Source organism: Microvirga flocculans ATCC BAA-817, from assembly GCF_000518665.1.
In the GTDB taxonomy this organism is placed as follows: domain Bacteria; phylum Pseudomonadota; class Alphaproteobacteria; order Rhizobiales; family Beijerinckiaceae; genus Microvirga; species Microvirga flocculans.
In genome coordinates, this window is record NZ_JAEA01000002.1 from 319240 (window position 1) to 345629 (window position 26390).

The 26390-nt window shown below is 66.8% G+C and carries 23 protein-coding genes and 1 other RNA gene; 22 read left to right on the top strand and 2 right to left on the bottom strand.

Annotation, left to right across the window (positions count from 1 at the left end; all coding sequences use genetic code 11):
- Position 1: 1 nt before the first annotated feature.
- Both L879_RS0104635 and L879_RS0104640 read right to left on the bottom strand, forming a co-directional pair.
- Positions 2-727, bottom strand: coding sequence for a TerB family tellurite resistance protein (locus L879_RS0104635; protein WP_027315077.1), 726 nt, complete (start codon positions 725-727; stop codon positions 2-4).
- An 87-nt stretch (positions 728-814) separates the two neighbouring features.
- Complete coding sequence (locus L879_RS0104640; protein WP_027315078.1) at positions 815-1093, bottom strand: YMGG-like glycine zipper-containing protein; 279 nt, start codon at positions 1091-1093, stop codon at positions 815-817.
- 294 nt (positions 1094-1387) lie between these two features.
- On the opposite strand from L879_RS0104640, the gene L879_RS24200 reads away from it, so the two are divergent.
- The 22 genes from L879_RS24200 (at position 1388) to L879_RS23550 (ending at position 26333) form a co-directional block, all read left to right on the top strand.
- Positions 1388-2224: a lytic transglycosylase domain-containing protein gene (locus L879_RS24200; RefSeq protein ID WP_051435035.1), complete on the top strand. Its 837-nt coding sequence runs from the start codon at positions 1388-1390 to the stop codon at positions 2222-2224.
- A 47-nt stretch (positions 2225-2271) separates the two neighbouring features.
- An RNA gene (gene rnpB, locus L879_RS22600) (RNase P RNA component class A) lies at positions 2272-2666 on the top strand.
- Positions 2667-2977: 311 nt separating this feature from the next.
- Positions 2978-3475, top strand: a complete 498-nt coding sequence (mraZ, locus tag L879_RS0104650; RefSeq protein WP_027315079.1) for a division/cell wall cluster transcriptional repressor MraZ — start codon at positions 2978-2980, stop codon at positions 3473-3475.
- Complete coding sequence (gene rsmH / locus L879_RS0104655) at positions 3472-4521, top strand: 16S rRNA (cytosine(1402)-N(4))-methyltransferase RsmH (protein ID WP_051435036.1); 1050 nt, start codon at positions 3472-3474, stop codon at positions 4519-4521. The genes mraZ and rsmH overlap by 4 nt, the downstream gene beginning before the upstream one ends.
- Positions 4518-4913, top strand: a complete 396-nt coding sequence (gene ftsL / locus L879_RS0104660) for a cell division protein FtsL (protein ID WP_027315081.1) — start codon at positions 4518-4520, stop codon at positions 4911-4913. The genes rsmH and ftsL overlap by 4 nt, the downstream gene beginning before the upstream one ends.
- Positions 4910-6790: a peptidoglycan D,D-transpeptidase FtsI family protein gene (locus L879_RS0104665; RefSeq protein ID WP_027315082.1), complete on the top strand. Its 1881-nt coding sequence runs from the start codon at positions 4910-4912 to the stop codon at positions 6788-6790. The genes ftsL and L879_RS0104665 overlap by 4 nt, the downstream gene beginning before the upstream one ends.
- 11 nt (positions 6791-6801) lie before the next feature.
- Positions 6802-8259 (top strand): UDP-N-acetylmuramoyl-L-alanyl-D-glutamate--2,6-diaminopimelate ligase, encoded by a 1458-nt coding sequence (locus L879_RS0104670; protein WP_051435052.1) that lies wholly within the window; start codon positions 6802-6804, stop codon positions 8257-8259.
- Entirely contained in the window at positions 8256-9689 is a 1434-nt protein-coding gene (locus tag L879_RS0104675; RefSeq protein ID WP_027315084.1) for a UDP-N-acetylmuramoylalanyl-D-glutamyl-2,6-diaminopimelate--D-alanyl-D-alanine ligase, read from the top strand. The genes L879_RS0104670 and L879_RS0104675 overlap by 4 nt, the downstream gene beginning before the upstream one ends.
- Before the next feature lie 3 nt (positions 9690-9692).
- Positions 9693-10778 (top strand): phospho-N-acetylmuramoyl-pentapeptide-transferase, encoded by a 1086-nt coding sequence (gene mraY / locus L879_RS0104680; protein WP_027315085.1) that lies wholly within the window; start codon positions 9693-9695, stop codon positions 10776-10778.
- 5 nt (positions 10779-10783) lie between these two features.
- Positions 10784-12175, top strand: coding sequence for a UDP-N-acetylmuramoyl-L-alanine--D-glutamate ligase (murD, locus tag L879_RS0104685; protein ID WP_027315086.1), 1392 nt, complete (start codon positions 10784-10786; stop codon positions 12173-12175).
- Between the two features lie 2 nt (positions 12176-12177).
- A complete protein-coding gene (locus tag L879_RS0104690; protein WP_027315087.1) occupies positions 12178-13323 on the top strand; it encodes an FtsW/RodA/SpoVE family cell cycle protein in 1146 nt (381 codons plus the stop codon).
- Positions 13320-14438 (top strand): undecaprenyldiphospho-muramoylpentapeptide beta-N-acetylglucosaminyltransferase, encoded by a 1119-nt coding sequence (gene murG / locus L879_RS0104695; protein WP_027315088.1) that lies wholly within the window; start codon positions 13320-13322, stop codon positions 14436-14438. Before L879_RS0104690 ends, murG begins: the two co-directional genes overlap by 4 nt.
- Positions 14435-15850, top strand: a complete 1416-nt coding sequence (gene murC / locus L879_RS0104700) for a UDP-N-acetylmuramate--L-alanine ligase (RefSeq protein WP_027315089.1) — start codon at positions 14435-14437, stop codon at positions 15848-15850. The genes murG and murC overlap by 4 nt, the downstream gene beginning before the upstream one ends.
- Entirely contained in the window at positions 15850-16770 is a 921-nt protein-coding gene (gene murB / locus L879_RS0104705; protein WP_438268093.1) for a UDP-N-acetylmuramate dehydrogenase, read from the top strand. The genes murC and murB overlap by 1 nt, the downstream gene beginning before the upstream one ends.
- Before the next feature lie 51 nt (positions 16771-16821).
- Entirely contained in the window at positions 16822-17745 is a 924-nt protein-coding gene (locus L879_RS0104710; RefSeq protein WP_027315091.1) for a D-alanine--D-alanine ligase, read from the top strand.
- A complete protein-coding gene (locus L879_RS0104715; protein ID WP_027315092.1) occupies positions 17712-18701 on the top strand; it encodes a cell division protein FtsQ/DivIB in 990 nt (329 codons plus the stop codon). Before L879_RS0104710 ends, L879_RS0104715 begins: the two co-directional genes overlap by 34 nt.
- Positions 18698-20020, top strand: coding sequence for a cell division protein FtsA (gene ftsA, locus L879_RS0104720; protein WP_027315093.1), 1323 nt, complete (start codon positions 18698-18700; stop codon positions 20018-20020). Before L879_RS0104715 ends, ftsA begins: the two co-directional genes overlap by 4 nt.
- Positions 20021-20120: 100 nt before the next feature.
- Positions 20121-21821 carry a cell division protein FtsZ gene (gene ftsZ, locus L879_RS0104725; RefSeq protein WP_027315094.1) on the top strand — a complete coding sequence of 567 codons (1701 nt, stop codon included), beginning with the start codon at positions 20121-20123 and terminating at the stop codon, positions 21819-21821.
- Positions 21822-22113: 292 nt separating this feature from the next.
- The gene (gene lpxC / locus L879_RS0104730) at positions 22114-23058 is read left to right on the top strand and encodes a UDP-3-O-acyl-N-acetylglucosamine deacetylase (protein WP_027315095.1); all 945 of its coding nucleotides are present in this window, start codon (positions 22114-22116) and stop codon (positions 23056-23058) included.
- Between the two features lie 183 nt (positions 23059-23241).
- Positions 23242-24138: an outer membrane protein assembly factor BamD gene (locus tag L879_RS0104735; RefSeq protein WP_027315096.1), complete on the top strand. Its 897-nt coding sequence runs from the start codon at positions 23242-23244 to the stop codon at positions 24136-24138.
- 12 nt (positions 24139-24150) lie between these two features.
- Entirely contained in the window at positions 24151-25827 is a 1677-nt protein-coding gene (recN, locus tag L879_RS0104740) for a DNA repair protein RecN (RefSeq protein WP_027315097.1), read from the top strand.
- A gap of 377 nt (positions 25828-26204) precedes the next feature.
- Positions 26205-26333 carry a YHYH domain-containing protein gene (locus tag L879_RS23550; RefSeq protein ID WP_154664083.1) on the top strand — a complete coding sequence of 43 codons (129 nt, stop codon included), beginning with the start codon at positions 26205-26207 and terminating at the stop codon, positions 26331-26333.
- Positions 26334-26390 lie beyond the last annotated feature (57 nt).

Below are 26390 nucleotides of genomic sequence, written 5' to 3' on the forward strand. Positions count from 1 at the left end.
GTCACCTGATCTTCCGTTCGGCGGCGACGCGTTCCCAGGCGGCGTTGATTGCGGCCAGCCGCTCGGTGGCGATCCTGACGGCCTCCGGCGGCAGGCCCCGGGCAATCTCGCGGTCCGGGTGGTTGTCGGCCACAAGCCTGCGGTAGTGCCGCTTCAGCTCCTCGTCGCTCATGCTCCGGTCGGCCTTGAGAATGAGGTAGGGATCGTCCGCGCGCTTCACGTGGCGCGCGGCGATGCGTTCGAACTCGGCGTCGGAGAGGCCGAAGATCGCGGCCACATCCTTGAGATAGGCATACTCGGCCTCGTGGACCGCTTCGTCGGCTTTCGCGATGTGGAACAGGCCGTCGAGCACGTCTTCCAGAAGGGCGGGCTCGTCCTTGAACTCCTCGCCGATCTGCCGGGCATAGGCCTCGAACCCGTCCGAGGTCTGCATGGCGAGGTTGAACAGGCGTTCGACCCGCTCGTGCTCGCTTTCCGGCACCTCGACGATCTGCTCGAAGGCCCTGACCTCCACATCCACCACCACGCCGTCGGCCTTGGCCATCTTGGCGGCCAGGGCAACCAGGCCCATGGTGAACAGAACATCGCGCGGGGGCTTTCCGAACAAAGCGCCTTCGCGGTCGATGAGCATGTGGCCGGCGACGCCGCCCAGCAGCGCGCCGATGGGCCCACCCAAAGCAAATCCGATCCCGGCGCCGCCGAGCTTACCCCAAATCGACTGAATCATCTCAAGTTCAGTCGTACGCTCAAGTCCGGGCAAAAGAAAAGGGGGCCGAGATGGCTCGGCCCCCGAATTCGATCGTAAAGATTGCGATCAGCGGCAGTAAACGTTGCCGTAGATATCCTGGTAAGTGCCATACGGGCAGGCCGGACGGCTCGGCGTGGTCGCAGCGCCGACGATCGCACCGCCGGCAGCACCGATCGCCGCACCGGCCAGAGCGCCGCTGCCGCGGCCCGTCGCAGCACCACCGATCGCCGCACCAGCAAGGCCGCCGATCGCGGCGCCGCCGACCGCGCGTTCGCCGGGGGTATTGCAAGCTGCCATCGAGAGGGTGAGTGCACCGGCGGCAATGGCTGTCATGATCTTCTTCATGGAGGCTTCCCTGTAATTGTGCGGGCGGTAGGCTGCCCAGCTCTGTTTAGCTTGACCTTACGCTCTCGCCAACTCCTGGACATTGAAAGAGTTCCTCCCGTCCCCGGCAAGCCGACGAAAAATTTTCAGCTCTCCCGGAGGCTAGAATTGTGGCGGAAAGCCCTGAAGCCCCAAGGGAAAGCGGATCGGCTCGAAGCAATTCCGAACACAATTGCGGCTCGGCCTGCCTCATCTTCGCCTTATTTCGCCCCCACCCAGCGCGCCCTCGTGACAATAGCCAGTTGGAGTATCGGTTTGACTTGGCAACATTTCCTCAGAAGCCTCGTAATTGCGCTCCTCGGCGCCGCCGCCTTGACCCTGGCATCCCAGGCGCGGGCCGAGGGAGGAAGTGCCGACAAGATCGTCTCTCCCGACCAGGCCGAGGACTTCCTGAAGGCCGCTGCGGAAGAAGCGTCCGCTCCCGTCGAGGAGGACGCCGCCGAGGCGGCCGACGCCAAGAAGACGGCCAAGGCCGCAGCGCCTAAGAAGGAGGCCGTCGCCTCCAAGCCCGTGTCCGGCAAACCCGTCCCTGACAAATCTGCCCCCGCCAAGCCGCAGCCCGCCGAGCCCGAGGCTGCCGAGGCCAAGGAGGAGGGCGCACAGGCTGAGGAGGTCGCCGCCGGCGAGGCGGGCGAGACCGACGCGGAGCAGACCGCTTCGCTTCCGGCCGCACCCGTGGATCCCAAGCTGAGGCTCCGCCCGTCGGACAGCCAGCGCGCGACCGCCATGAAACCGCTGATCGCCCGCTACGCCGCCGAGAACGGCCTGCCCTACGAACTGGCCGATGCCATCGTCCGCCTCGAGAGCCGCTACAATCCCGGCGCCCGCAACGGCCCGCATATGGGCCTGACCCAGATCAACTTTCGCACCGCCCAGTCCCTCGGCTACCAGGGAGCGGCGGCCGGACTCCTCGATGCGGAGACGAACCTCCGCTACGGCCTGAAATATCTGGCCAGGGCCTATAAGCTGGCCGGAGGCGATACCTGCGGCACCATTCTGCGCTACCAGTTCGGGCACCGGGCCCAGACCATGACGAGCGCGTCGCGGACCTATTGCGCCAAGGTGAAGGTGATCACGGCCGCGGCCGAGTGATCCTGCACCCTTGACGGCAGGACCCTTTTGGCACCACATCCCCATCGTCAGCTGGCCGGGCGGCCGCTTCGAGCTCGTCTCGGGGAGGAAAGTCCGGGCTCCATGGAAGCAAGGTGCCGGATAACGTCCGGCGGGGGAAACCCTAGGGAAAGTGCCACAGAAAGCAGACCGCCCCGCAAGGTCTTCTCGATCTCGGGGTCAGGGTGAAAGGGTGCGGTAAGAGCGCACCGCGGACGCAGCAATGCGGACGGCATGGTAAACCCCACCAGGAGCAAAACCGAATAGGGACGACAGGCGTTCGCGCCAGGCCGGTTTCCAGGCTCGTCGTCCGGGTTGGTTGCTAGAGGCGGTCAGCAATGGCCGTCCCAGAGGAATGGTCGCCACGTCCAAGGTCTTACAGCCTTGGGCCCTACAGAACCCGGCTTACAGGCCGGCTGACCCAATCTTTCCACAGGCCCCGAATTTGCGGGAAAGCGGAGCAAACCTTTGCCCCGCTTACGATTCATTAACCGTAAATGCGTCTCATGGGGCATGCGTACCATGAGGCGCGCACGCCATCCTCGTTCCGTTGACGACCATATTATCCCATGTTATCCCAAATCATCCCGTCGACGGTGTCTTCCGAAGGGGACGTCAAGCACTCAAGCGGTGCCTGCGTTTCGCTTCGGAAAGTAGCGTCACCACCCGACGCGGGCGGCAGGTCCTTGCGATCTGCCGGGGGGCTGACAATCAGGAGCGTGCGAGCTGCGGCCAATGAACCGCTTCGTGTCCAATTTCACCAACAAGTTGGATTCGAAGGGTCGCGTCTCGATCCCCGCATCCTTCCGGGCCGTGTTGGCTCGGGATGGCTTCGAGGGGCTCTACGTGCATCCGGCGCTCGATGCGCCGGCCTTGGACGCGGGCGGCAACGTGCTTCTGAACGAGATCGATGCGTTCTTGTCGACCCTGTCCCCCTATTCGGACGAGCGGGATCAGCTGTCGACGGCGTTGTTCGGGACCAGCGAGATTCTGAAGGTCGATCCGGAGGGGCGTGTCATCCTGACGGATACGGTAAAAGTGCATGCCGGGATTGGCGATACGGTGACGTTCGTCGGGCTCGGTCACAAGTTCCAGATTTGGGAGCCCGAGCGCTTCCGTGCGCATCTGGAGGAGGCGCGCACGAAGGTCCGAGACCTGAAGAGGGCCTTGGGAAGCCGAATATTGGAGCCGCAAGCAGTGCAGAATACCTCACCGGGAGTGCGGGAGCGATGATGGGACGCGGCGACGGCCCAGGAGCCGGAGCCGCTGGCGGACCGTCCCGTCACGTTCCTGTGCTCCTGGCAGAGGTGTGTGATGCGCTCGATGTGAAGCGCGGTGGCCTTTTCATCGACGGCACGTTCGGCGCGGGCGGTTACACGCGCGCCATTCTCGATGCCCATCCCCAGAACAAGGTGATCGCCATCGACCGCGATCCCGATGCGATCGTGGGCGGTGCTTCGCTCGCAGCCAAGTTCAAGAAACGCCTGATGCTCGTTCCCGGGCGCTTCGGCGATCTCGACGAGATCGCGCAGGCGCAGGGTTTCGAGAGCGTCGACGGTGTCGTGCTCGATATCGGCGTCTCGTCCATGCAGCTCGATCAGGCCGAGCGCGGCTTCTCCTTCCGCAGTGAAGGCCCGCTCGACATGCGCATGGAGCAAAGCGGCCCGAGCGCGGCGGATCTCGTCAACGAGGCTTCCGAGGCGGAGCTCGCCGACATCTTCTATCATTACGGCGAAGAGCGCCGCGCGCGCGCCGTGGCCCGCGCCATCATCGAAGCGCGCCGCCGCCAGCCCTTCGAGACCACGCGGCAGCTCGCCGATCTCGTGGCTTCCCTGATCCGCCAGGAGCCGGGCGGCATTCATCCGGCCACGCGCGTGTTCCAGGCCTTGCGCATCGCGGTCAACGACGAGCTCGGCGAGCTCGTGCGCGCGCTCCACGCCGCCGAACGCATTCTCAAGCCCGGCGGACGGCTCGTGGTCGTGACCTTCCATTCGCTGGAAGACCGCATCGTGAAGCAGTTCTTCACGCTCCGCACCGGTCGCGCGCCCGCAGGCTCGCGCCATCTTCCGACGGCCGCGCCGCCGGAGCCGACCTTCGAGGCGGTCACCCGCGGTCCCGTCGCTCCGGGCGAACAGGAAATGGCGCGCAACCCGCGCGCCCGCTCGGCGAAGCTGAGAGCCGGCGCGCGCACCGATGCGCCGCCCCAGGAGCCATCGAGCGCCATCACCATGCTGGCCGAACTGCCGCAGAGTGCCGAGAAACGGGGAGGGCGCCGGTGATCCGACTGCTCCACATCATCGCCATCACGGTTCTCATCGCCTCGGCGGGCTATGCGTATTCGATCAAGTACGAGACGCTCTATTATGTCGAGCAGGTCGCGAAGCTGAAGTCGCAGGTACAGCGCGAGCGCGAGGCCATCGCCGTGCTGCAGGCCGAGTGGCAATATCTCGACAGGCCGGATCGCCTGCAGGCTGCGGTCGATCAGCATCTCGATCTGCAGCCGTTGAAGATCCAGCAGCTCGCCCGTCTCTCCGACCTGCCGAACCGGCCTTCGCGCGAGGACGAGATCGGTCGCAAGCTCGAGGCGCTCGGTCTTCTCGGGCCCACCTCGACGCCCAAGGACAAATCTTCCGACGCCCGCACCCCGACGACCCAAACCCCGAAACGGTGAGCCTCGTGTTGCAAGAGCCAGAAACCGAATGGCAGGGTAGAAGCCTTCCTCCCGGAGCATCGGACCCGAACACGGATTCCGGGTTCGGGATCGACCCCGCTTTCGTGCGTGAGAACGGCGCAACGGCGCAGACGGGCCGCAGCGGGAAGCGTGCCCCCAAGCGCGGCCTGATAGGCCACGCCCGCGAGCTGTTCCGCCTGCGTCACGACAAGAGCACGTCGCGCGTGGGGCTCGCCGCGGCCTGCTTCGTGCTCCTCTTCGGCCTGATCGGCGGGCGGCTCGTGCATCTTGCCGTGACGAGCGAGAACACGAGCGAGGTGCGCCGCGCGGCTTCGTCCGAAATCTCCGCGGCCCGTCCCGATATCGTCGACCGCAACGGCGATATCCTCGCCACCGACGTGAAGATGGTCTCCGTCTTCGCGGAGCCGCGCAACATCATCGACAAGGACGAGGCGGTGGAGCTTCTCACCGCCGTGCTGCCGGATCTCGACGCCACCGAGCTGCGCAACAAGCTCAACACCAAGAAGGGCTTCGTCTGGGTCAAGCGCGAGATCACGCCGCGCCAGCAGGCGGAGGTCCATCGCCTCGGCATCCCCGGCGTCGGCTTCCTGCCCGAGAACAAGCGCGTCTATCCCAACGCGGAGGCCGCCGCCCACGTGCTCGGCTTTGCCAACGTGGACAATGTCGGCATCGCCGGGATCGAGAAATACATCGACAGCATGGGCCTGCAGGACCTCAACGGGGCGGGCTTCAACATCTCCGCCGCCGACCTCAAGCCCGTACAGCTCTCCCTCGATCTGCGCGTGCAGCACGCCTTGCGCGACGAGCTCGCGAAGGGCATGGCGAAGTTCAAGGCGAAGGCCACCGCCGGCGCCATCATGGATGTGAACACGGGCGAGGTCATCGCGCTCGTGTCGCTGCCGGACTACGATCCCAACAACCCGGTCGATGCGCTCGACAAGGACCGGATCAACCGCATCAATGTGGGCGTGTTCGAAATGGGCTCGACCTTCAAGGCCCTCACGGTCGCGATGGCGCTCGATTCCGGCAAGTACAACATCAACTCGACCTTCGACGCCCGGTCGGGATTGCGCTACGGCAAGTTCACCATCGGCGACTATCATCCGACGCGGCGCGTCCTCACCACGCCGGAAGTCTTCGTGCACTCCTCAAACATCGGCACCGCGCGCATGGCGCTCGGCATCGGCGTCGAGGGGCACAAGGCCTTCCTGCGCAAGATGGGCCAGCTCTCCCGCCTCGAAACCGAGCTGCCGGAGAATGCGCTGCCGATCATCCCGCCGCGCTGGGGCGAGCTCAACACCATGACCATCGCCTTCGGCCACGGCCTCGCCGTCGCGCCGCTCCAGGCGCTCATGGCGGTGGGCGCGCTGGTCAATGGCGGCGTCCTGATCAAGCCGACCTTCCTGAAGCGCACCGCCGAGGAGGCGCGCCAGAACGCCCTGCAGGTCCTGAAGCCCGAAACGAGCGAGGCCATGCGCTACGTGATGCGCCTCAACGCCTCCACGCCGGAAGGCTCGGCGGGCTCCGCCTCCGTGGCGGGCTTCTTCGTCGGCGGCAAGACCGGCACGGCGGAGAAGGTCATCAACGGGCGCTATGCCAAGAACAAGAACTTCACCACCTTCACGGCGGTGGTGCCGGCAGACAAGCCGAAATACGTGTTCCTCACCATCATGGACGAACCGCAGGCGGTCGAGGGCACCTACGGTTTCTCGACGGCGGGCTGGAACGCAGGCCCCGTGACCGGCAACATCATCGAGCGTGTGGCGCCGCTGCTCGGCGTGCCGCCACGCTTCGAGCCGCCCGTGCAACCTTTCCCGCTGATGACGCGCCTCGGCGCCTGGGGCAGCAACCGATGAGCGCCGATGCCATGACACTCGCCGATCTTCTCGACCTTGCGAAGGACGATGCGGTGAACGCGTCTCTTTCCGTTTCGCGGATCGCTTCCGACAGCCGCAAGGTCGGGCAGGGCACCCTGTTCTTCGCCGTGCCCGGCACGAAGGTCGACGGCATGAGCTTCGTGCCGCAGGCCGTGGCCGCGGGCGCGGTGGCGGTCGCAGGCGAGGCGGAGCGTCCGTCCGACCTGCCGCCTCACGTCGCCTATGTTCGCGTGGCGGATGTGCGCCGTGCGCTGGCCTTGGCGGCGGCCCGCTTCTATCCGCGTCAGCCGGAAAAGATCGTCGCCGTCACGGGCACGAGCGGCAAGAGCTCGGTGGCCGATTTCGCGCGCCAGCTCTTCGCGCATCTGGGATACAAGTCCGCCAGCGTCGGAACGCTGGGCATCATCACCTCCGACGGCGCGGCCTACGGCTCGCTGACCACGCCCGATCCGATCTCCCTGCACGAGAGTCTCGACCGCCTGGCGAAGGACGGCGTGACGCGGCTCGCCATGGAGGCCTCCTCGCACGGCATCGATCAGCGCCGTCTCGACGGGGTGCGCCTGAATGCGGCGGGCTTCACCAATCTCGGGCGCGATCACCTTGATTATCACGGCACGACCGAAGCCTACGCGGCGGCGAAACTGCGCCTGTTCGACACCCTTCTGCCTGCCGATGCGCCCGCCATCATCAACGCGGACGGCCCCTATGCGGATGTCTTTCTCCAGGGCGTGCGCAACCGCGGCTTGAGGCTTCTCACCACGGGCGCCATGGGCGAGACGCTGCGCCTCGTCGAGGCGCGCGCGGAAGAGTTCACCCAGGTCCTGACCGTCGAGGCCTATGGCAGGACCGTTCGAACCACCCTGCCGCTTCTCGGCGCCTTCCAGGTCGAGAACGCCCTCGTCGCCGCGGGGCTGGTGCTCGCGGTGGAAGGCGAGGGCCGGGCGGCCGAGGTGTTCGAGGGCTTCAAGATCCTGAAGGGCGTCTCGGGCCGCCTGGAGCAGGTGGGCATGGTGGACGGCGCAACCTGCATCGTCGACTACGCCCACAAGCCCGATGCGCTCGCCCATGTGCTCGACGCCCTTCGCCCCTTCGTGAAGGGACGGCTGTTCTGCATCGTCGGCTGCGGCGGCGACAGGGATCGCGGCAAGCGTCCGCTCATGGGGCGCATCGCCAGCGACAAGGCGGATGTCGTCATCGTCACGGACGATAATCCTCGCTCGGAAGATCCGGCGGCCATCCGCGCCGAGGTCCTGAAGGGAGCCCCCGGCGCCCGGGAGATCGGGGACCGCGCGCTGGCCATCTGCACCGCCGTCAACGAACTTCGGCCGGGCGATATTCTGGTCGTGGCGGGCAAAGGTCATGAAACGGGCCAAATCATCGGCGACCGGACCTTGCCGTTCTCGGACCACGACGAGGTCCGGGCGGCCATCGCGGAGAGGCAGGGATGACGTCGCCCCTTTGGACATCGCAGGAGATCGCAGCCGCCACCGGCGCCCGCATCGGCGCCGGTTTCGCGCAGGCGAGCGGGGCCTCCATCGATACGCGCACGCTCGAACCCGGCGATCTCTACTTCGCCATCAAGGGCGATGTGCATGACGGCCACGATTTCGTGCTGGCGGCGCTGGAGAAGGGCGCTTGCGCCGCCGTGGTCTGCGAGGAAAAGGCTCCTGCCTTCGCAGGCTCCGACAGGCTCGTCGTCGTCCCGGACGTGCTGGAGGCCATGCGCCAGATGGGCCGCGCGGCCCGCGCCCGCACGCAGGCGAAGATCGTCGCCATCACCGGCTCCGTCGGCAAGACCGGCACGAAGGAAGCCATGCGGCTCGCGCTCTCCCGACAGGGGGCGACCCACGCTTCCGTGGCGTCCTACAACAATCACTGGGGCGTCCCGCTGACGCTCGCCCGCATGCCGCGCGAGAGCACCTTCGGCGTGTTCGAGATCGGCATGAATCATGCCTATGAAATTCTTCCGCTCACCGGCATGGTGCGCCCGCATGTGGCGGTGATCACCACCGTCGAGCCGGTTCATATCGAGTTCTTCCCGTCCCTCTGGGGCATCGCCGACGCCAAGGGCGAGATCTTCTCCGGTCTCGAGCCCGGCGGAACGGCGGTCATCAACCGCGACAATGCCTATTTCGAGCGCATGCGCGCCCATGCCCAGGCCTCCGCCGCGGGCCGCATCCTCACCTTCGGCGAGCACGAGGGGGCGGATATCCGCGCCCACCGCATCGTCGTGAAGCCCGATCACTCCGTCGTCGACGCCACGATCTTCGGCCAGAAGCTCACCTACAGGATCGGCACGGCGGGCCGGCATATCGCGCTCAATTCCTTGAGCGTGCTCGCAGCCTCCCACGCGCTCGGCGCGGATCTCGCGCTCGTGGCGCTCTCCTTCGCCGAACTGAAGCCGCCGGTCGGGCGCGGCGAGCGGACCATGCTCGCCATCGGCGACGGCGAGGCCCTGCTGATCGACGAGAGCTACAACGCCAACCCGGCCTCCATGCGCGCGGCGCTCGCCAATCTCGGCGCCGTCGAACTCGGGCGCGGAGCGCGGCGGATCGCCGTGCTGGGCGACATGAAGGAACTGGGCGAGACGGGACCGAAGCTCCATGCGGATCTGGCGGAGGCGATCGAGGCGAACGGAATCGACCTCGTCTTCGCCGCCGGTTCTCTCATGAAAAATCTCGTGGATGCCCTGCCACGGGCCAAGGTCGCGGCCCATGCGGAGACCTCCGCCGATCTGGTGGACGCGGTCTGCGCCGCAATCCGCCCCGGCGATGCCGTGACCGTCAAGGGCTCGCTGAGCATGAAGATGGCCCTCATTGTCAAAGCTTTGAAAGAACGTTACGGCGCGAGCCACGCGGCAAACGCGCTGAAAGGATGACCGATGCTCACCTGGCTGGCTGAACTCAGCCCTTACTTCAGCCCTCTCAACATCTTCCGCTACATCACGTTCCGCACCGGCGGCGCGACGGCGACCGGCCTGCTCTTCGTGTTCATGTTCGGGCCTGCGATCATCTCGCTGCTGCGCGTGCGCCAGGGCAAGGGCCAGCCGATCCGCGAGGACGGGCCGCAATCGCACCTTCTGACGAAGCGCGGAACGCCGACCATGGGCGGGCTCATGATCCTCGCGGGCGTCCTGGTCTCGACCCTGCTCTGGGCGAACCTCGAAAACCATTATGTCTGGATCGTGCTCTTCGTCACCGTGGGCTTCGGCGCCATCGGCTTCTATGACGATTACCTCAAAGTCACGAAGCAGTCGCACAAGGGCTTTTCGGGCAAGTCCCGCCTTGCCATCGAGGCGCTGATCGCGGCTTGTGCCTGCATCGCGATATCCTACATGGCGACTCCGGGCCTGGCGAACAAGCTGGCGCTGCCCTTCTCGAAGGACCTGATCTTCAATCTCGGCTGGTTCTACATCGTCTTCGCTGGTTTCGTGATCGTCGGCGCGGGCAACGCGGTGAACATCACGGACGGCCTCGACGGCCTTGCCATCGTGCCGGTGATGATCGCGGCGGGTACCTTCGGCTTCATCGCCTATCTCGCGGGCAACGCGGTGTTCTCCAACTACCTGCAGATCCATTTCGTGCCCGGCACCGGCGAGCTCGCCGTGCTCTGCGGCGCGCTCATCGGGGCGGGGCTGGGCTTCCTCTGGTTCAACGCGCCTCCGGCCCAGATCTTCATGGGCGACACGGGCTCGCTCGCGCTCGGCGGCATGCTCGGCGCGATCGCGGTCGCCACCAAGCACGAGATCGTTCTCGCCATCGTCGGCGGCCTCTTCGTGCTGGAGATCATGTCCGTGATCATCCAGGTCGCCTCGTTCAAGCTCACCGGCAAGCGCGTCTTCAAGATGGCGCCGATCCATCATCACTTCGAGCAGCTGGGATGGACCGAGCCGCAGGTGGTGATCCGCTTCTGGATCGTCGCCGTCGTTCTCGCCCTCGTCGGCCTCGCGACCCTCAAGCTGCGGTAAGGCGCATGATCCCCGTCACGACCTTCTTAGGCAAAACGGTCGCGCTCTTCGGCCTCGGCGGATCGGGGCTCGCGACGGCGCTTGCCCTGAAGGCGGGCGGGGCGCGGGTCGTCGCCTGCGACGACAATCCGGCGAAGATGGCGGAAGCGGCCGCTCAGGGCATCGAGACGGGCGACCTGCGCGGACTCGACTGGTCCAAGGTGTCCGCGCTCATTCTCTCTCCGGGCGTGCCGCTCACGCATCCGGAGCCTCACTGGTCCGCGAAGCTCGCCAAGGAGGCGGGCGTCGAAATCATCGGCGATATCGAGCTGTTCTGCCGCGAGCGCGCGAAGATCGCGCCGAATGCGCCCTTCGTCGCCATCACCGGCACGAACGGCAAGTCCACCACCACGGCGCTCATCGCGCATATCCTTCGCGAGGCGGGCCGCGACGTGCAGATGGGCGGCAATATCGGCACGGCGATCCTCTCGCTGGAGCCGCCGTCCGACAACCGCATCCACGTGATCGAGTGCTCCTCGTTCCAGATCGACCTCGCGCCGTCGCTCGCGCCGAGCATCGGCGTCCATCTCAACCTCTCGCCCGATCACCTCGACCGGCACGGAACGATGGAACTCTATGCGGCGATCAAGGAGCGGCTGGTGGCGAAGGCGGATTTCGCCGTCATCGGCATCGACGATCCCATGAGCCGCGCGATTGCCGTGGCCTGTGAGAGCAGGGGCGTGAACGTCGCCCGGATATCGGTCGAGCCTCTTGGCGCAAAGGGTGTCTTTGCGGATGGTGAAACGCTCGTGGAAGTGACGGCCTCCGATGCCGCGCCCGTTGCAAACCTGTCGGGCATCGGCTCGCTGCGCGGCGCCCATAACGCGCAGAACGCCGCCGCTGCCGTCGCGGTCGCTCGTGCCTTGAACGTTACCCTTGAGAAGATCCGCTCCGGCCTTCGCACCTTCCCCGGCCTGCCTCACCGCATGGAGGAGGTCGGCCGCATCGGTGAGACTCTCTTCATCAACGATTCCAAGGCCACCAACGCGGATTCCACCGAGAAGGCGCTGAAGTCCTTCGACACCATTCTCTGGATTCTCGGCGGCAAGGCGAAGGAAGGCGGCATCGAGCCTTTGCGGGAATACTTCCCGAAGATCCGCAAGGCTTACCTGATCGGCGCGGCGACGGAGGAGTTTGCGACGACGCTTGGCAGCGCGGTGCCTTACATCCGTTGCGGGACGCTCGACACGGCCGTCGAGCAGGCGGCATTCGATGCGCAGGCGCTGGGCACTCCCGCCGTCGTGCTGCTTTCGCCCGCCTGCGCGTCCTACGATCAGTTTCCCAATTACGAAGTGCGCGGAAACCGTTTCCGCGATCTGGTCCGGGCCTTGCCCGGCCTCGAAACCAAAGGGGCTTGAGAATGGTATCTCGCGCGGAACGCTCGCCCTTCGGCGATTGGTGGTGGACGGTCGACCGCCTGCTTCTCGCGGGGCTCGCCATCCTCATGCTCGCCGGTCTCGTCTTCCTCATGGCCGGCGGCCCGCCGGTGGCGGAGCGGCTCGGCCTCTCCACGTTCCACTTCGTGAACCGGCAGGTGATGTTCCTCATCCCGGCGCTCGCCATCATGATTCCCGTCTCGTTCCTGTCGCTGCGCCATCTGCGGCGGCTGGCGCTCATCGTCTATGCGGTAGGCATGGCGCTGATCCTGCTGGCGTTCCAGTACGGGCCCGAGATCAAGGGCGCGCATCGCTGGATCATGATCGGTCCCCTCGGCCTTCAGCCGTCGGAATTCGTGAAGCCCGCCTTCGTCGTGCTCTCGGCCTGGGCCTTCTCGGAGGGTGCGCGGCGCAAGGACGTGCCGGGCACGTTCCTGGCCTTCCTGATTCTGCCCGCCACGATCATTCCCCTGATCCTCCAGCCCGATTTCGGCCAGACCATGCTCGTCACCATCGTGTGGTGCGGCCTGTTCTTCGTCGCGGGCCTGCACTGGTTCTGGGTGATGGGTCTCGGCGGCGCGGGGCTTGTCGGCATCGTGGCGGCCTATGAGTTCCTGCCGCACGTGCGCGCCCGCATCGAGCGCTTCCTCGACAAGGATTCCGGCGACACCTTCCAGGTCGATACCGCCATGGAATCCTTCGCGCGCGGCGGCTGGCTCGGGCGCGGCCCGGGCGAGGGCTCGGTCAAGCGCATCCTGCCGGACGCGCATACCGACTTCATCTTCGCCGTCACGGCGGAGGAGTTCGGCATCGTCGTCTGCCTCGCGCTGCTCGCGCTCTTCGCCTTCATCGTGCTGCGCGGCCTCACGCTCGCCCGCCGCAACGAGGATCCCTTCTGCCGGCTCGCGGCCACGGGCCTCATCTTCATGTTCGGCCTGCAGGCCTGCATCAACATGATGGTGAACGTGCATCTCATGCCCGCCAAGGGCATGACGCTGCCCTTCATCTCCTATGGCGGCTCGTCGCTTCTGTCGCTTGCCCTCGGCATGGGATTCCTGATCGCGCTCACGCGCCGCCGCCCGCGGGCCGAGATGATGGATCACTTCAGCCAGGATCGGGCGCAGGCATGACGTCCCCCCTCATCCTCCTGACCGCCGGCGGCACCGGCGGTCATCTGTTTCCCGCCGAGGCGCTGGCGAATGCGCTGAAAGCGTCCGGCGCGCGGGTGGCGCTCGCCACCGACAAGCGCGCCAATGCCTATGCGGGGTCGTTCCCCGCCGAGGAGATCGTCGAGATTCCCTCCGCGACGCCCTCGGGCCGCTCGCTGCCGCAGATGGCGAAGGCCGCGCTCATGCTGGGGCAGGGGACATTGAAGGCGGCGGCCGCGATCCGCCGGATGAAGCCCGCCGCGGTCGTGGGCTTCGGCGGCTATCCCACCGTGCCGCCGGTGCTCGCCGCCTCGCTCCTCAAGGTGCCGACCGTGATCCATGAGGCGAACGGCGTGATGGGGCGCGCCAACCGCCTGCTCGCCCGCCGCGCCACCGTGATCGCCACCGGCTTCGCCAACATCAAGGGCGTGCCCGCCCATGTGCCGGGCAAGCTCATCCACACCGGCAACCCGATCCGTCCCGCGGTGCTGGAAGCGGCGCGCCAGCCCTATCCGCCGCTCGAGGCCGGGGACAGGATGCGCCTGCTCGTGGTCGGCGGCAGCCAGGGCGCGCGCGTGATGAGCGACGTGGTGCCGCCCGCCATCGCGCTTCTTTCGCCGGAGCTGCGCTCCCGCCTCTCGATCTGCCAGCAGGCGCGGGGCGAGGATCTGGAGCGGGTCCGCGAGCATTACCGCCGGCTGAACGTGGAATTCGAGGCCGAGCCCTTCTTCAAGGACCTGCCGCACCGCCTGGGCGCCGCCCATCTCGTGGTGTCCCGTTCTGGCGCTTCGACGGTGGCCGAGCTCGCCGTGATCGGCCGTCCCTCGATCCTCGTGCCCCTGCCGGGCTCCCTCGACCAGGACCAGGCGGCCAACGCCAAGACCCTCGGCGACCTGGGCGCTGCCATCGTTTGTCCGCAAACCGAATTTACGCCTGAGCGCCTGGCCGATGAAATTCGGTCGTTTTTTCAACAGCCTGACCGCTTGACCAAAGCCGCCGTCGCCGCACATAGCGCCAGCATCACCGATGCGGCGGAGCGCCTGGCTCAAGCCGTTCTCCATCTCGTTCCCTCGAACAATAACGGAAAAAGCCCATGAAACTGCCGCCGAAGCTTGGTCCCATTCATTTCATCGGAATCGGCGGCATCGGCATGTCGGGCATCGCCGAGGTCATGCACAATCTGGGCTACACGGTTCAGGGCTCGGACGCCGCGGACAACTACAACGTCAAGCGCCTGGCCGACAAAGGCATCAAGACCTTCATCGGCCACAAGGCCGAGAACGTGGAGAACGCCGAGATCGTGGTCGTCTCCACCGCCATCAAGCGGGACAACCCGGAGCTGATCGTCGCCCGCGAGCGTCGCCTGCCGGTCGTGCGCCGCGCCGAGATGCTCGCCGAGCTCATGCGCTTCAAGTCCTGCGTCGCGGTGGCGGGCACCCACGGCAAGACCACGACCACGTCCCTCGTCGCCACGCTTCTCGATGCGGGCGGCCTCGATCCGACGGTCATCAACGGCGGCATCATCAATGCCTACGGCACCAACGCCCGCATGGGCGACGGCCAGTGGATGGTGGTGGAAGCGGACGAGTCAGACGGCACCTTCCTGAAGCTTCCCGCGGATGTGGCCATCGTCACCAACATCGACGCCGAGCACCTCGATCATTTCGGGTCCTACGACGCGATCAAGGAGGCCTTCCGCTCCTTCATCGATTCGATTCCCTTCTACGGCTTCGCGGTCATGTGCATCGACCATCCGACGGTGCAGGACCTCGTGGGCCGCATCGAGGACCGGCGCATCATCACCTACGGCGAGAACCCGCAGGCGGACGTGCGCATCATGGATGTCGATCCGCGCGGCGGACAGACCAAGTTCCGCGTCATGATCCGCGACCGCCGTCCGGGCTTCCGCCTCGAACTCGAAGACCTCGTTCTGCCGATGCCGGGCGCACACAATGCGCTCAACGCCACCGCCGCCATTGCGGTGGCGCACGAACTCGGCGTCTCGCCCGATGCGATCCGCAAGGCGCTCGCGGGCTTCGGCGGCGTGAAGCGCCGCTTCACGCGCACGGGCGAGTGGAACGGCGTCACCGTGTTCGACGATTACGGCCACCATCCCATCGAGATCGCGGCGGTGCTGAAGGCCGCCCGCGCTTCGACCGAAGGGCAGGTCATCGCCGTTGTGCAGCCGCACCGCTACACGCGCCTGTCGTCGCTCTTCGACCAGTTCTGCACCTGCTTCAACGACGCGGATGCGGTCATCGTCGCGCCGGTCTATGCGGCGGGCGAGGCGCCGATTCCCGGCGCCGACCGCGACGGCCTCGTGTCGGGCCTCAAGGCCCGCGGCCATCGCAACGTGATGGCGCTCGAAAAGTCGGAAGACCTCGCGGGCCTCGTGAAGGGCATCGCGAAGCCGGGCGACTACGTGATCTGCCTCGGCGCCGGCAACATCACCCAATGGGCCTATGCGCTTCCCGGCGAGCTCGCGGCCCTGGGCGAGAAGGCGGCCTGATGTTTGCCGACATCACGCCTGCGTTGAAAGCCGCCATGCCCGAACTGCGCGGCAGGCTGGACGCGAATGCGCCCACCGCGCCGCTCTCCTGGTTCCGCACGGGCGGTCCCGCACAGGTGCTGTTCACGCCCGCCGATACGGACGATCTCGCGTATTTCCTGCGCCGTCTCGACCGCAGCATTCCGGTGCTCGTCGTGGGGCTGGGCTCGAACCTCCTCATTCGCGACGGCGGGTGGGAGGGCGCGGTGATCCGCTTGGGCAAGGGCTTTTCCGACATCGCGGTCGAGCCGGGCCATCGCATCCGCGCGGGTGCGGGCGCGGCGGACGTGAAGGTCGCGCGCGCGGCGGCGGAGGCCGGCATCGCGGGACTTTCGTTCCTGCGCGGCATTCCCGGCACTATCGGCGGCGCCCTGCGCATGAACGGCGGCGCCTATGGCGGCGAGACGAAGGACGTGCTCGTCGAGGCCCGGGGCGTGACCCGCACGGGCGAGGCGGTGACCTTCACGCATGCCCAGATGGGCTTCACCTACCGCCATTCGAGCGTGCCGGAGGACGTGATCTTCACCGAGGCCCTGTTCGAGGGCCGCCCCGGCCATCCGGAAGAGATCCTCGCCGAGATGAACGCCATCACCGAGGCGCGCTCCTCCACCCAGCCGGTCAACACCCGCACGGGCGGTTCCACCTTCAAGAACCCGCCGGGCCGGAAGGCCTGGGAGCTTGTCGACGCCGCCGGGTGCCGGGGCCTGCGCATGGGCGACGCCCAGGTTTCCGAGATGCACTGCAATTTCCTGATCAACCACGGTTCCGCCTCCGCCGCCGATATCGAAGGCCTGGGCGAGGAGGTGCGCCGCCGGGTGCGCGAGACTGCGGGCGTTGAGCTTGAATGGGAAATCAAGCGGGTCGGGGTCGGGAAGGCCTGAACCGAATCGTTCCTCGATCCCGGCGGGCCGGGCGCATGATGGAGAAAGACCATGGCGAAGCACGTTGCCGTTCTCTATGGCGGCTGGTCGGCCGAACGCGAGGTGAGCCTGGCCTCGGGGCGGGCCTGCTGCAAGGCCCTTGAGGAGCGGAGCTACAGGGTCACCCCCATCGACGTGCAGCCCGATATCGCCACCGTCCTGCAGAACACCGCGCCGGACGTGGTGTTCAACGCGCTCCACGGCCGCGTGGGGGAGGACGGGACGATCCAGGGCCTCCTGGAGATCCTCCGGATTCCCTATACCCATTCCGGCGTCCTCGCCTCGGCGCTCGCCATGCAGAAGGACAAGGCGAAGGTCGTCATGGCGGCGGCCGGGGTTCCGGTTCCCAAGGGCCTTGTCGTTAACCGCTTCGAGGCGGCGAAAAGCCATGTCCTGCCGGCTCCCTATGTGATCAAGCCGGTCAGCGAGGGCTCCTCGGTCGGCGTCATCATCGTGCGCGAGGAACGCTCCCATCCGCCCCAGGAGCTGACCCGGGAAGACTGGGCCTTCGGCGACCAAGTGCTTGTGGAATCGTATGTTGCGGGCCGCGAGCTGACCTGCGCGGTCATGGGCGACAGGGCTCTGGGAGTGATCGACATCCGGCCCGCCACCGGCGTCTTCTACGACTACGATGCAAAATATGTGAAGGGGGGCTCCATCCACGTCCTCCCGGCAGAAATTAAACCGAATATTTACCAAAAGGTCCAAGAGTTGGCGTTAACGGCGCATCAAGCGCTCGGCTGTCGGGGAATCAGCCGCGCCGACTTGCGGTACGACGACACCCCCGGGGGAACCGGAGAACTCGTCGTTCTCGAGGTCAACACGCAACCCGGCATGACCGAGACGAGCTTGGTGCCAGAACTGGCAGCCCATGCGGGCTATTCGTTTGGCGAGCTTGTGCAATGGATGGTGGAGGACGCTACCTGCAACCGATGACGGCCTATCCGGCCGGATTCGCCGTTGCGCGCGCAGCCTCCCCGAACCGAGGGGCTGCCCCGTCCCAGTTCAAGAAGCCGTCGCGAATCGGCAAGGTGTTCGGCTCCTCGCGGAGCGTGCGCCGCCGCTCCGCCGCCGTGCCGCTGGAGCGGCGCCTTCCGCGCTTTCTCGGAACGGGCCTGACCCTCGCCTTCTTCGCGGCCGTCATCGGCTACGGGCTCTGGCAGGGCGGCCACATCGACGGCTTCATCCGTGAGAACGGCGAGCCGCACCATGCCCTCGCGCGCGCCGTCGGCCTCGGCCTCGATCAGGTGACGATTTCCGGCCTTTCGCAGATGAGCGAGAAGGAAGTCCTCGCCGCGGCGGGGATCGATTCGAAGCTGTCGCTGGCCTTTCTCAACGTCAATGAGCTGCGGGAGCGCCTGGAGCGCGTGCCGATGATCAAGTCGGCGGCCGTGCGCAAGCTCTATCCCAACGAACTCGTCATCTCGCTCACCGAGCGCGAGGCGCACGCCATCTGGCAGAACAACGGCGAGCTCTTCGTCATCGCCGCCGACGGCACCGTGATCGACCTCATGCAGGACGAGCGATACCTCGATCTGCCCTTCGTGGTGGGCGAGGGCGCCAATGCCCGCAACAAGGATTATCTTGCGCTGCTCGAAGCCGCGGGTCCGCTGAAGAGCCGCATTCGCGCGGGCACCCTCGTGGCGGGCCGGCGCTGGACGCTGAAGATGGACAACGGCATGGACGTGCGCCTGCCGGAGATCGGGGCTGCCGATGCGCTGGCCCGTCTCGTGAAGCTCGAGAACGAGCAGAAGATTCTGGAAAAGGACGTGCTGGCGATCGATCTGCGCATGGCGGATCGCGTCGTCGTCCGCCTGACGGAAGAGGCTGCCTTGGCCCGCGCCGAGGCGCTCAAGAAGAAACCGATGCGCGGCAAGGGGGTCGATACATGAGTCTGTCGGGTCACGGCTTGACGCCTCGCCTGAAGCCGCTCTCCGCGCGCAAGAGCGCCATTCTCTCGGTCCTGGACGTGGGAACGAGCAAGGTCGTCTGCGTCGTTGCGGAGCTCAAGCCCGCGGGCGAGGTCGAGTCCCTGCGCAGCCGCACCCATGTGGCGCGCATTCTCGGCATCGGCCATCAGCGGTCCATGGGCCTCAAGGGCGGCGTGGTGGTCGATCTGGAAGCGGCCGAGGCGGCGATCCGTCAGGCCGTGCACGCGGCCGAGCGCATGGCGAAGGTCGAGATCCAGTCGGTCATCGTCAACCTCACCGGCGGCCGTCTCGCCTCCGAGCATTTCGAGGCGCATGTTCCCGTTCGCGGCGCGGTCGGCGCCGGGGACGTGCATCGCGTGCTCGACGCGGCGTCGAGCTACGACCTGCGCCGCGGCCGCACCGTTCTGCATGCGCTGCCCACGGGCTTCTCCCTCGATGCGCAGAACCACATCGTCGATCCCGCCGGCATGATCGGCGAGCGGCTCGGCGCGGATCTGCACGTGGTGACCTCCGAGGCGGCGGCGGCGCGCAACCTGATGCTCGCGGTCGAGCGCTGCCATCTCGGCGTCGAGGCCGTCATCGCAACGCCTTACGCGGCAGGCCTTTCGGCCCTCGTCGACGACGAGGCCGACATGGGCTGCGCCGTCGTCGACATGGGCGGCGGCACCACGAGCGTCGGCATTTTCTCCAACGGGCATCTGGTGCATTCCGATGCCATCGCCGTCGGCGGTCATCATGTGACCATGGACATCGCGCGCGGTCTCACGACCCGCGTTTCCGCCGCCGAGCGGCTCAAGACCCTCTACGGCTCCGCCATCACGTCGAGCGCGGATGACCGGGACATGATCGCGGTGCCGCAGGTCGATGAGGACGAACGGGACGTTCCGAACCATCTGCCCAAGTCGCACCTCGTTCGCATCATCAAGCCGCGGGTCGAGGAGATCCTCGAACTCGTGCGCGATCGGCTGAAAGGTGCGGGCTTCGCGGCCCAGGCCGGACGGAGGGTCGTGCTGACGGGCGGCGCAAGCCAGCTCGTCGGGCTGCCGGAAACGGCGCGCCGCATCTTGCAGGGCCAGGTTCGTGTCGGGCGTCCGCTCGGCATCAAGGGCCTGCCCGAGGCGGCGAAGGGCCCTGCCTTTTCGGCGGTGGTCGGCCTCCTGGTTTATCCGCAGGTGGCGCATATCGAGTATTTCGAGCCGCGGTCCAGCGGCTTGTTCCAGAGTACGGGAACCGACGGCTACTTCTCGCGGGTGGGCCGGTGGATTCGCGATAGTTTTTAACGAGTAACGCGGTGGCGCGGCGGGTCATCGCGAAGAGTTCAAAACAAGTGTTAGCGTCGGCCAAACGCTCATCAGTAAAAGGCCAGAAGAGGCACAGGTCATGGCGATGAATCCTCAATCTCCGGACATCCGGGAACTCAAGCCGCACATCACGGTCTTCGGCGTCGGCGGCGCAGGCGGCAACGCCGTGAACAACATGATCGAATCCGGTCTGGAGGGCGTCGAGTTCGTGGTGTCGAACACCGACGCGCAGGCGCTGGCCTCTTCGAAGGCCCAGCGCGTGATCCAGATGGGCATTCAGGTCACGGAAGGCCTCGGCGCCGGCTCGCAGCCGGAAGTCGGCCGCGCCGCGGCCGAGGAAGTGATCGACGAGATCCGCGATCAGCTCGCCGGGTCCCACATGGTGTTCATCACCGCCGGCATGGGCGGCGGCACCGGCACGGGCGCCGCTCCCGTCGTGGCCCGCGCGGCCCGCGAGCTCGGCATCCTCACGGTCGGCGTCGTCACGAAGCCCTTCCAGTTCGAAGGCGTGCGCCGCATGCGTCTGGCGGAAGCCGGCATCACCGAGCTGCAGCAGGCGGTCGACACGCTCATCGTGATCCCGAACCAGAACTTGTTCCGCGTCGCCACCGAGAAGACGACCTTCGCGGACGCCTTCGCCATGGCCGATCAGGTGCTCTATTCGGGCGTCGCCTGCATCACCGACCTGATGGTCAAGGAAGGCCTCATCAACCTCGACTTCGCCGACGTGCGCTCCGTCATGCGCGGCATGGGCAAGGCGATGATGGGCACGGGCGAGGCCTCCGGCGAGAAGCGCGCCCTGCGCGCCGCCGAGGCGGCCATCGCCAACCCGCTCCTCGACGACGTGTCGATGAAGGGCGCGCGCGGCCTGCTGATCTCAATCACCGGCGGCAACGACCTCACCCTCTATGAACTCGACGAGGCGGCCACCCGCATCCGCGAGGAAGTGGACCAGGATGCCAACATCATCCTCGGCGCCACCTTCGACGAGAGCCTCGAGGGCATCATCCGCGTCTCCGTGGTGGCCACCGGCATCGACCACGCCCTCCTGGAGAACGGCGGCGATCTCACCGCCACCGAGCAGCGCATCTCCGAGGTCGCCGAGCGCCTGCGCGCCGAGGCCCGCGCCCGCGCCACCCAGACCCAGCCCACGACGACCTTTCGCGCCGCCGCCCAGCCTGAACCGGTGAAGGCGGCTCCGATCCTGTCGCAGAGCACCCCGGTCCTGACCCCGGCTCCGGCCGTGGCTCCCGCCGCAATCGCCCAGCCTGTGGAGCCCGCTCCCCAGGCGGTGATTCGCGACGACGTGGTCCTGACCCCCGCTCAGCCCCGTCAGGCCGTGGCCTACGAGGCTCCGGCGCCCCAGGCTCCGGTCTATGAGGAGCCGATGGACCAGGGCGCCTTCATCCCGCCGCAGGCGGAGCGTCCCCTGCGTCCGGCCCGGATGCCCCGGATCGACGAGCTGCCGATGCCGGCCCAGGCCCAGATCCGCGCCAGCCGCGGGGAGGAGCCCGTCCAGGAGCACAGGCCGTCCCTGATCCAGCGCCTCGCGACCATCGGCTTCGGCCGCCGCGAGGAGGCGCACCAGGCCCCCGCCGAGCCGCGCCAGGAAGCCCCGCGCCAGCAGCAGATGTCCTCGGTCCATGCCGAGTACGCCCGCCGTCCGGCCCCGCCCCAGGCGCAGCGCGCCCCGCAGGCGCCGATGGCTCCGGCTCCCCGGGCCGCCTCGGAGGACGATCAGCTGGAGATTCCCGCTTTCCTGCGCCGCCAGGCCAACTGAGCGAATCTCCGGCAGCCTGTCACCGCTGTTACAAACGGCCCCCAGCCGCCTTCCGGCTGGGGGCTTTCCTTTTTAAAACTTCATTAACTTCAATGGCTTGCGAACTGTCTCAATTGTAACACACGGTAAGAAAGCGTGATTTGGCCTAGCCTGGCGGCGGGACTATGGTGCCTCCACGTTTAAGGGGCAGCGCTCACAAGAAGCCTGCCGGATGGAAGCACAACGCAGACACTGCACTTCCCCGGCGCAACAGGCTCTGTCAGGCGACAAGGGTAGTTGAGGTTCAGGAATAATGAAGCAAAGCCAGCAAACCACGCTTCGCGCCGCCGTGACCCTCATCGGAACCGGAGTCCACTCCGGGGACGAGGTGAAGATGATCCTTCACCCGGCTGAAGCGAATCATGGCATTGCTTTTCTCCGCACCGGTCTTCCGGGCGGCCTGGACCGACTGATCGACGCTCGGCATCTGGCGGTCACCGCCACCGAGCTCTGCACGGTGATCGGCGACCGCGACTCGGGCGCGGTCGCCACCATCGAACATCTCATGGCGGCCCTGTCCGGCCTCGGCATCGACAACGTCCTCGTCGAGATCGACGGCCCGGAGGTTCCGATTCTCGACGGCAGCTCGGCCCCCTTCATCGACGCCATCGACCAGGTCGGGCTCGTGGTTCAGAGCGCCACGCGCCGCTACCTCAAGGTTCTCAAGCCCGTCCGCGTGACCCAGGGCAAGGCTTTCGCCGAGCTCCTGCCCAACGAGCGCGCCTTCCGCCTGGACGTGGAGATCGATTTCCCGACCCCGGTGATCGGCCGTCAGCGCAAGGCCATCGACCTCACCCCCTCCGTCTTCCGCCGTGAAATCTCCCGCGCCCGCACCTTCGGCTTCATGCGCGACGTGGAGAAGCTCTGGAGCGCCGGCTTCGCCCTGGGCGCTTCCCTCGAGAACACGGTGGCCATCGGCGACGACGGCATCATGAATCCCGAGGGCCTGCGCTATGCCGACGAGTTCGTGCGCCACAAGCTCCTCGACGCGGTCGGCGATCTGTCCCTCGCCGGCCTGCCGCTGCTCGGCACCTACCGGTCTTATTGCGGCGGCCACCGCATGAATTTCTCGGTGCTCGAGGCCTTGTTCTCGAACCGCGCCAATTACGCCATCGTCGATGCGCTTCCCCGCCGCGAGCCCGGCTATGCCGATATCGGCAGCGCGGTCGCCTCGGTTTTCGCCCCCGAAGTGCACTGAGGCCGAATCCAACGGCCGCGCCTGCGCCTCGGCGCCTATTGGCCGCACGGTCCCGTGCAGGCTTTCTTAATTCCTGTTGGGTAAACCATCGCGTATGGGCTTGGCTCCGCCCCTCGGCTTGGGCTAAAGAACCCTTGGTGCACCGTTAAAACATCGGGCACGGTATTTGGAGGACCGCGAGGCATGTCTTTCGCGAAGGCTTATTCGGGTGCAAAAGGCGCGGCTGTCCGCGCCCTGGTCCTTGGCGTCTGCGCCGTGGGGCTCGCCGGCTGCGAATCCCTTTCGTCGCTGAACCCCTTCGACAAGAGCGAGACCTACAAGCCCGAAATCGTGGCCAACGTTCCGGCGGAGGAGATCTACAACGACGGTCTCGCCCGCGTGCAGAAGGGCGATTTCGACGGCGCGGTCAAGAAGTTCAGCAGCCTGGACAAGCAGTACCCCTATTCGGAATGGGCCCGCAAAGGCCTGATCATGGAGGCCTACGCCAATTACGAGGGCGGCTTCTATGAGGAATCCATCACGGCGGCGCGGCGCTATCTCCAGAGCTACCCGAACACCACGGATGCGGCCTATGCCCAGTATCTGATGGCGTCTTCCTTCTACGACCAGATTCCCGACATCACCCGCGACCAGGAGAAATCCGAGCGCGCCATTCTGGCGCTGCAGGAGCTGATCCAGCGCTATCCGAACTCCGAATACGTCGCCGATGCCCGCAAGAAGATCCAGGTCGCCAGCGACCAGCTCGCCGGCAAGGAGCTGGAGGTCGGACGCTTCTACCTGCAGAAGCGCAACTATGCGGGCGCGATCAACCGCTTCCGCACCGTGATCTCCCGCTACCAGACGACCCGCCACGTGGAAGAGGCGCTTCAGCGCCTGACCGAGGCCTACATGGCCATGGGCATCGTCAACGAGGCGCAGACCGCCGCCGCCGTTCTCGGCCACAACTTCCCCGACAGCCCCTGGTACAAGGATGCCTATGCCCTCCTGACCAAGGGCGGCGTGGAGCCGCGCGAGGATTCCCAGTCCTGGATCAGCAAGGCCTTCCGCGGCGTTCCCCAGGTCGGCCAGAAGACGGGTTAAGCCCCATCCTCCATGCTCATCCAGCTTGCGATCCGCGATATCGTCCTCATCGACAGGCTTGAGCTTCATTTCCATGAGGGCCTGAGCGTTCTCACGGGTGAGACGGGCGCCGGAAAGTCCATCCTGCTCGATGCCTTCGCCCTGGCCCTCGGCGGCCGCGGCGATGGCGGCCTCGTGCGCCATGGCGAAGCCCAGGGCCAGGTCACGGCCGTCTTCGATTGCGCCCTGGACCATCCGGCCCGCCGCATCGCCTCGGAGGCCGATATCGACGTGGATGGCGACCTGATCCTGCGCCGCGTGCAGGTGGCCGACGGGCGCACCCGCGCCTTCGTCAACGACCAGCCCGTGAGCGTCCAGGTGCTGAAGGCCATCGGCGCGACCCTGGTCGAGATCCATGGCCAGCACGACGACCGGGCCCTCGTCGATCCCGTGTCCCACCGGGCCATTCTCGACGCCTTCGGCGGCCTTTCCGCCGAGGTGCAGGCCGTCGCCGAGGCCGCGCGCCGGGTGCGCGAGACGCGCTCCGTCCTTCAGGAACAGCGCAGCCGCATCGACAAGGCCCGCAAGGAGGCCGATTTCCTGCGCCACGCGGTGGAGGAGCTGACGATCCTCAATCCCCAGGCGGGGGAGGAGGAGGCTCTGGCCGAGCGGCGCGTGGTCATGATGCAGTCGGAGAAGGTGGCCCAGGACCTCAACGAGGCCTATGAGGCCGTGGCCGGCAACGCCTCCCCGGTGCCGGAACTCTCCGCCGCCGTGCGCAAGCTGGAGCGCCGCGGCGCCCAGGCTCCGGCCCTGGTGGAGCCCAGCGTCAAGGCCCTCGACGCCGCCCTGGTGGCCATCGACGAGGCCCGGGCCGCCCTCGAAGAGGCGATCCGCGCCACCGAATACGACCCCCGCGAGCTGGAGCAGACGGAGGAGCGCCTCTTCTCCCTGCGCGCCGCCGCCCGCAAATACGACGTTCCCGCCGACGAGCTGGCCGCCCTGCGCCGCCGCTTCGAGGAGGACGTGGCCGCCATCGATGCGGGGGAGGAGAAGCTCGTCGGCCTGGAGAAGGCCGTGAAGGAGGCCGATCAGGCCTATGTGAAGGCCGCCAAGGCCCTCTCCGCCGGTCGCAGGAAGGCCGCCCAGGCCCTCGACGCCGCCGTCCAGGCCGAGCTGCCGCCCCTCAAGCTGGAGCGGGCGCGCTTCATCACCGAGATCGCCACCGACGAGGAAAGCCGCGATGCGAGCGGCTTCGACCGGGTGGAGTTCTGGGCGCAGACCAATCCGGGAACCCGGCCCGGCCCGCTCATGAAGGTGGCCTCGGGCGGTGAGCTGTCCCGCTTCATGCTGGCCCTGAAAGTGGTGCTGGCGGACAAGGGCTCCGCTCCGACCCTGGTGTTCGACGAGATCGACACCGGCGTCGGCGGCGCGGTGGCGGACGCCATCGGGCAGCGCCTCGCCCGGCTCGCCCGCAGGGTCCAGGTCATGGCCGTGACCCATGCGCCCCAGGTGGCCGCCAAGGCCGGGAGCCACTTCCTCATCGCGAAGGAGGGCGTGCGCGGGGCCGAGGATCGGGTCGCCACACGGGTCATCCCGCTGGAGGCGACGCCGCGCCGCGAGGAGATCGCCCGCATGCTCGCAGGCGCCACCATCACCGAGGAAGCCCGCGCGGCCGCCGCCCGCCTGCTGGAAGCGGCGGCGCATTAGAGCCATTTCAGGAAAAGTGGGAACCGGTTTTCCGTCCGAAATGGCGGCCGGCAAGGGTTTATGCAGCGGCTCGCGATGTCACGAAGATGCAAAAGGTTCTAGCCGGCAGGCCCTGAAGCCTTTTGAGGGAGCAAGGGCAGGCTTTGCTTAATCCTGCGTAGGAACCTCCGCCCTTCTGGATGCATGGAAGGAGAGCGTGCGGAGCTGCGTGCCTTTTCTGCGCCTCGGCAAGATCTGAGCTGCCGTCACTCGCCATCACCATCTGCGCTTCTCAGGTTGCGTGGTCCCGCAATGCAATCAAAAGAATATATTATTGCGAATCGCTATCTAGGATTGCAATTTCTCTTGGATGTCATGCCGACATTCTGGGGGCAACCATGAGAGCATTTCTGGCCGGACTTCTCGCATCTCTTCTCGCGACCGCCGCCCTGGCCCATCCGGGCGGGCTCGACAGGAACGGATGCCATCACAACCGCAAAAGCGGCGGCTATCACTGCCATCGCTGAAAACGGCGCTCTTTCTTCGGAACGAACCTGACCGACGGCAACGCGCCTGCTTCGGCC

Coding starts and splice junctions, on each gene's coding strand:
- L879_RS0104635 (WP_027315077.1), bottom strand. CDS start 727: ATGATTCAGTCGATTTGGGGTAAGCTCGGCGGCGCCGGGATCGGATTT.
- L879_RS0104640 (WP_027315078.1), bottom strand. CDS start 1,093: ATGAAGAAGATCATGACAGCCATTGCCGCCGGTGCACTCACCCTCTCG.
- mraZ (WP_027315079.1), top strand. CDS start 2,978: ATGAACCGCTTCGTGTCCAATTTCACCAACAAGTTGGATTCGAAGGGT.
- rsmH (WP_051435036.1), top strand. CDS start 3,472: ATGATGGGACGCGGCGACGGCCCAGGAGCCGGAGCCGCTGGCGGACCG.
- L879_RS0104670 (WP_051435052.1), top strand. CDS start 6,802: ATGACACTCGCCGATCTTCTCGACCTTGCGAAGGACGATGCGGTGAAC.
- L879_RS0104675 (WP_027315084.1), top strand. CDS start 8,256: ATGACGTCGCCCCTTTGGACATCGCAGGAGATCGCAGCCGCCACCGGC.
- mraY (WP_027315085.1), top strand. CDS start 9,693: ATGCTCACCTGGCTGGCTGAACTCAGCCCTTACTTCAGCCCTCTCAAC.
- murD (WP_027315086.1), top strand. CDS start 10,784: ATGATCCCCGTCACGACCTTCTTAGGCAAAACGGTCGCGCTCTTCGGC.
- L879_RS0104690 (WP_027315087.1), top strand. CDS start 12,178: ATGGTATCTCGCGCGGAACGCTCGCCCTTCGGCGATTGGTGGTGGACG.
- murG (WP_027315088.1), top strand. CDS start 13,320: ATGACGTCCCCCCTCATCCTCCTGACCGCCGGCGGCACCGGCGGTCAT.
- murC (WP_027315089.1), top strand. CDS start 14,435: ATGAAACTGCCGCCGAAGCTTGGTCCCATTCATTTCATCGGAATCGGC.
- murB (WP_438268093.1), top strand. CDS start 15,850: ATGTTTGCCGACATCACGCCTGCGTTGAAAGCCGCCATGCCCGAACTG.
- L879_RS0104710 (WP_027315091.1), top strand. CDS start 16,822: ATGGCGAAGCACGTTGCCGTTCTCTATGGCGGCTGGTCGGCCGAACGC.
- L879_RS0104715 (WP_027315092.1), top strand. CDS start 17,712: ATGGATGGTGGAGGACGCTACCTGCAACCGATGACGGCCTATCCGGCC.
- ftsA (WP_027315093.1), top strand. CDS start 18,698: ATGAGTCTGTCGGGTCACGGCTTGACGCCTCGCCTGAAGCCGCTCTCC.
- ftsZ (WP_027315094.1), top strand. CDS start 20,121: ATGGCGATGAATCCTCAATCTCCGGACATCCGGGAACTCAAGCCGCAC.
- lpxC (WP_027315095.1), top strand. CDS start 22,114: ATGAAGCAAAGCCAGCAAACCACGCTTCGCGCCGCCGTGACCCTCATC.
- L879_RS0104735 (WP_027315096.1), top strand. CDS start 23,242: ATGTCTTTCGCGAAGGCTTATTCGGGTGCAAAAGGCGCGGCTGTCCGC.
- recN (WP_027315097.1), top strand. CDS start 24,151: ATGCTCATCCAGCTTGCGATCCGCGATATCGTCCTCATCGACAGGCTT.
- L879_RS23550 (WP_154664083.1), top strand. CDS start 26,205: ATGAGAGCATTTCTGGCCGGACTTCTCGCATCTCTTCTCGCGACCGCC.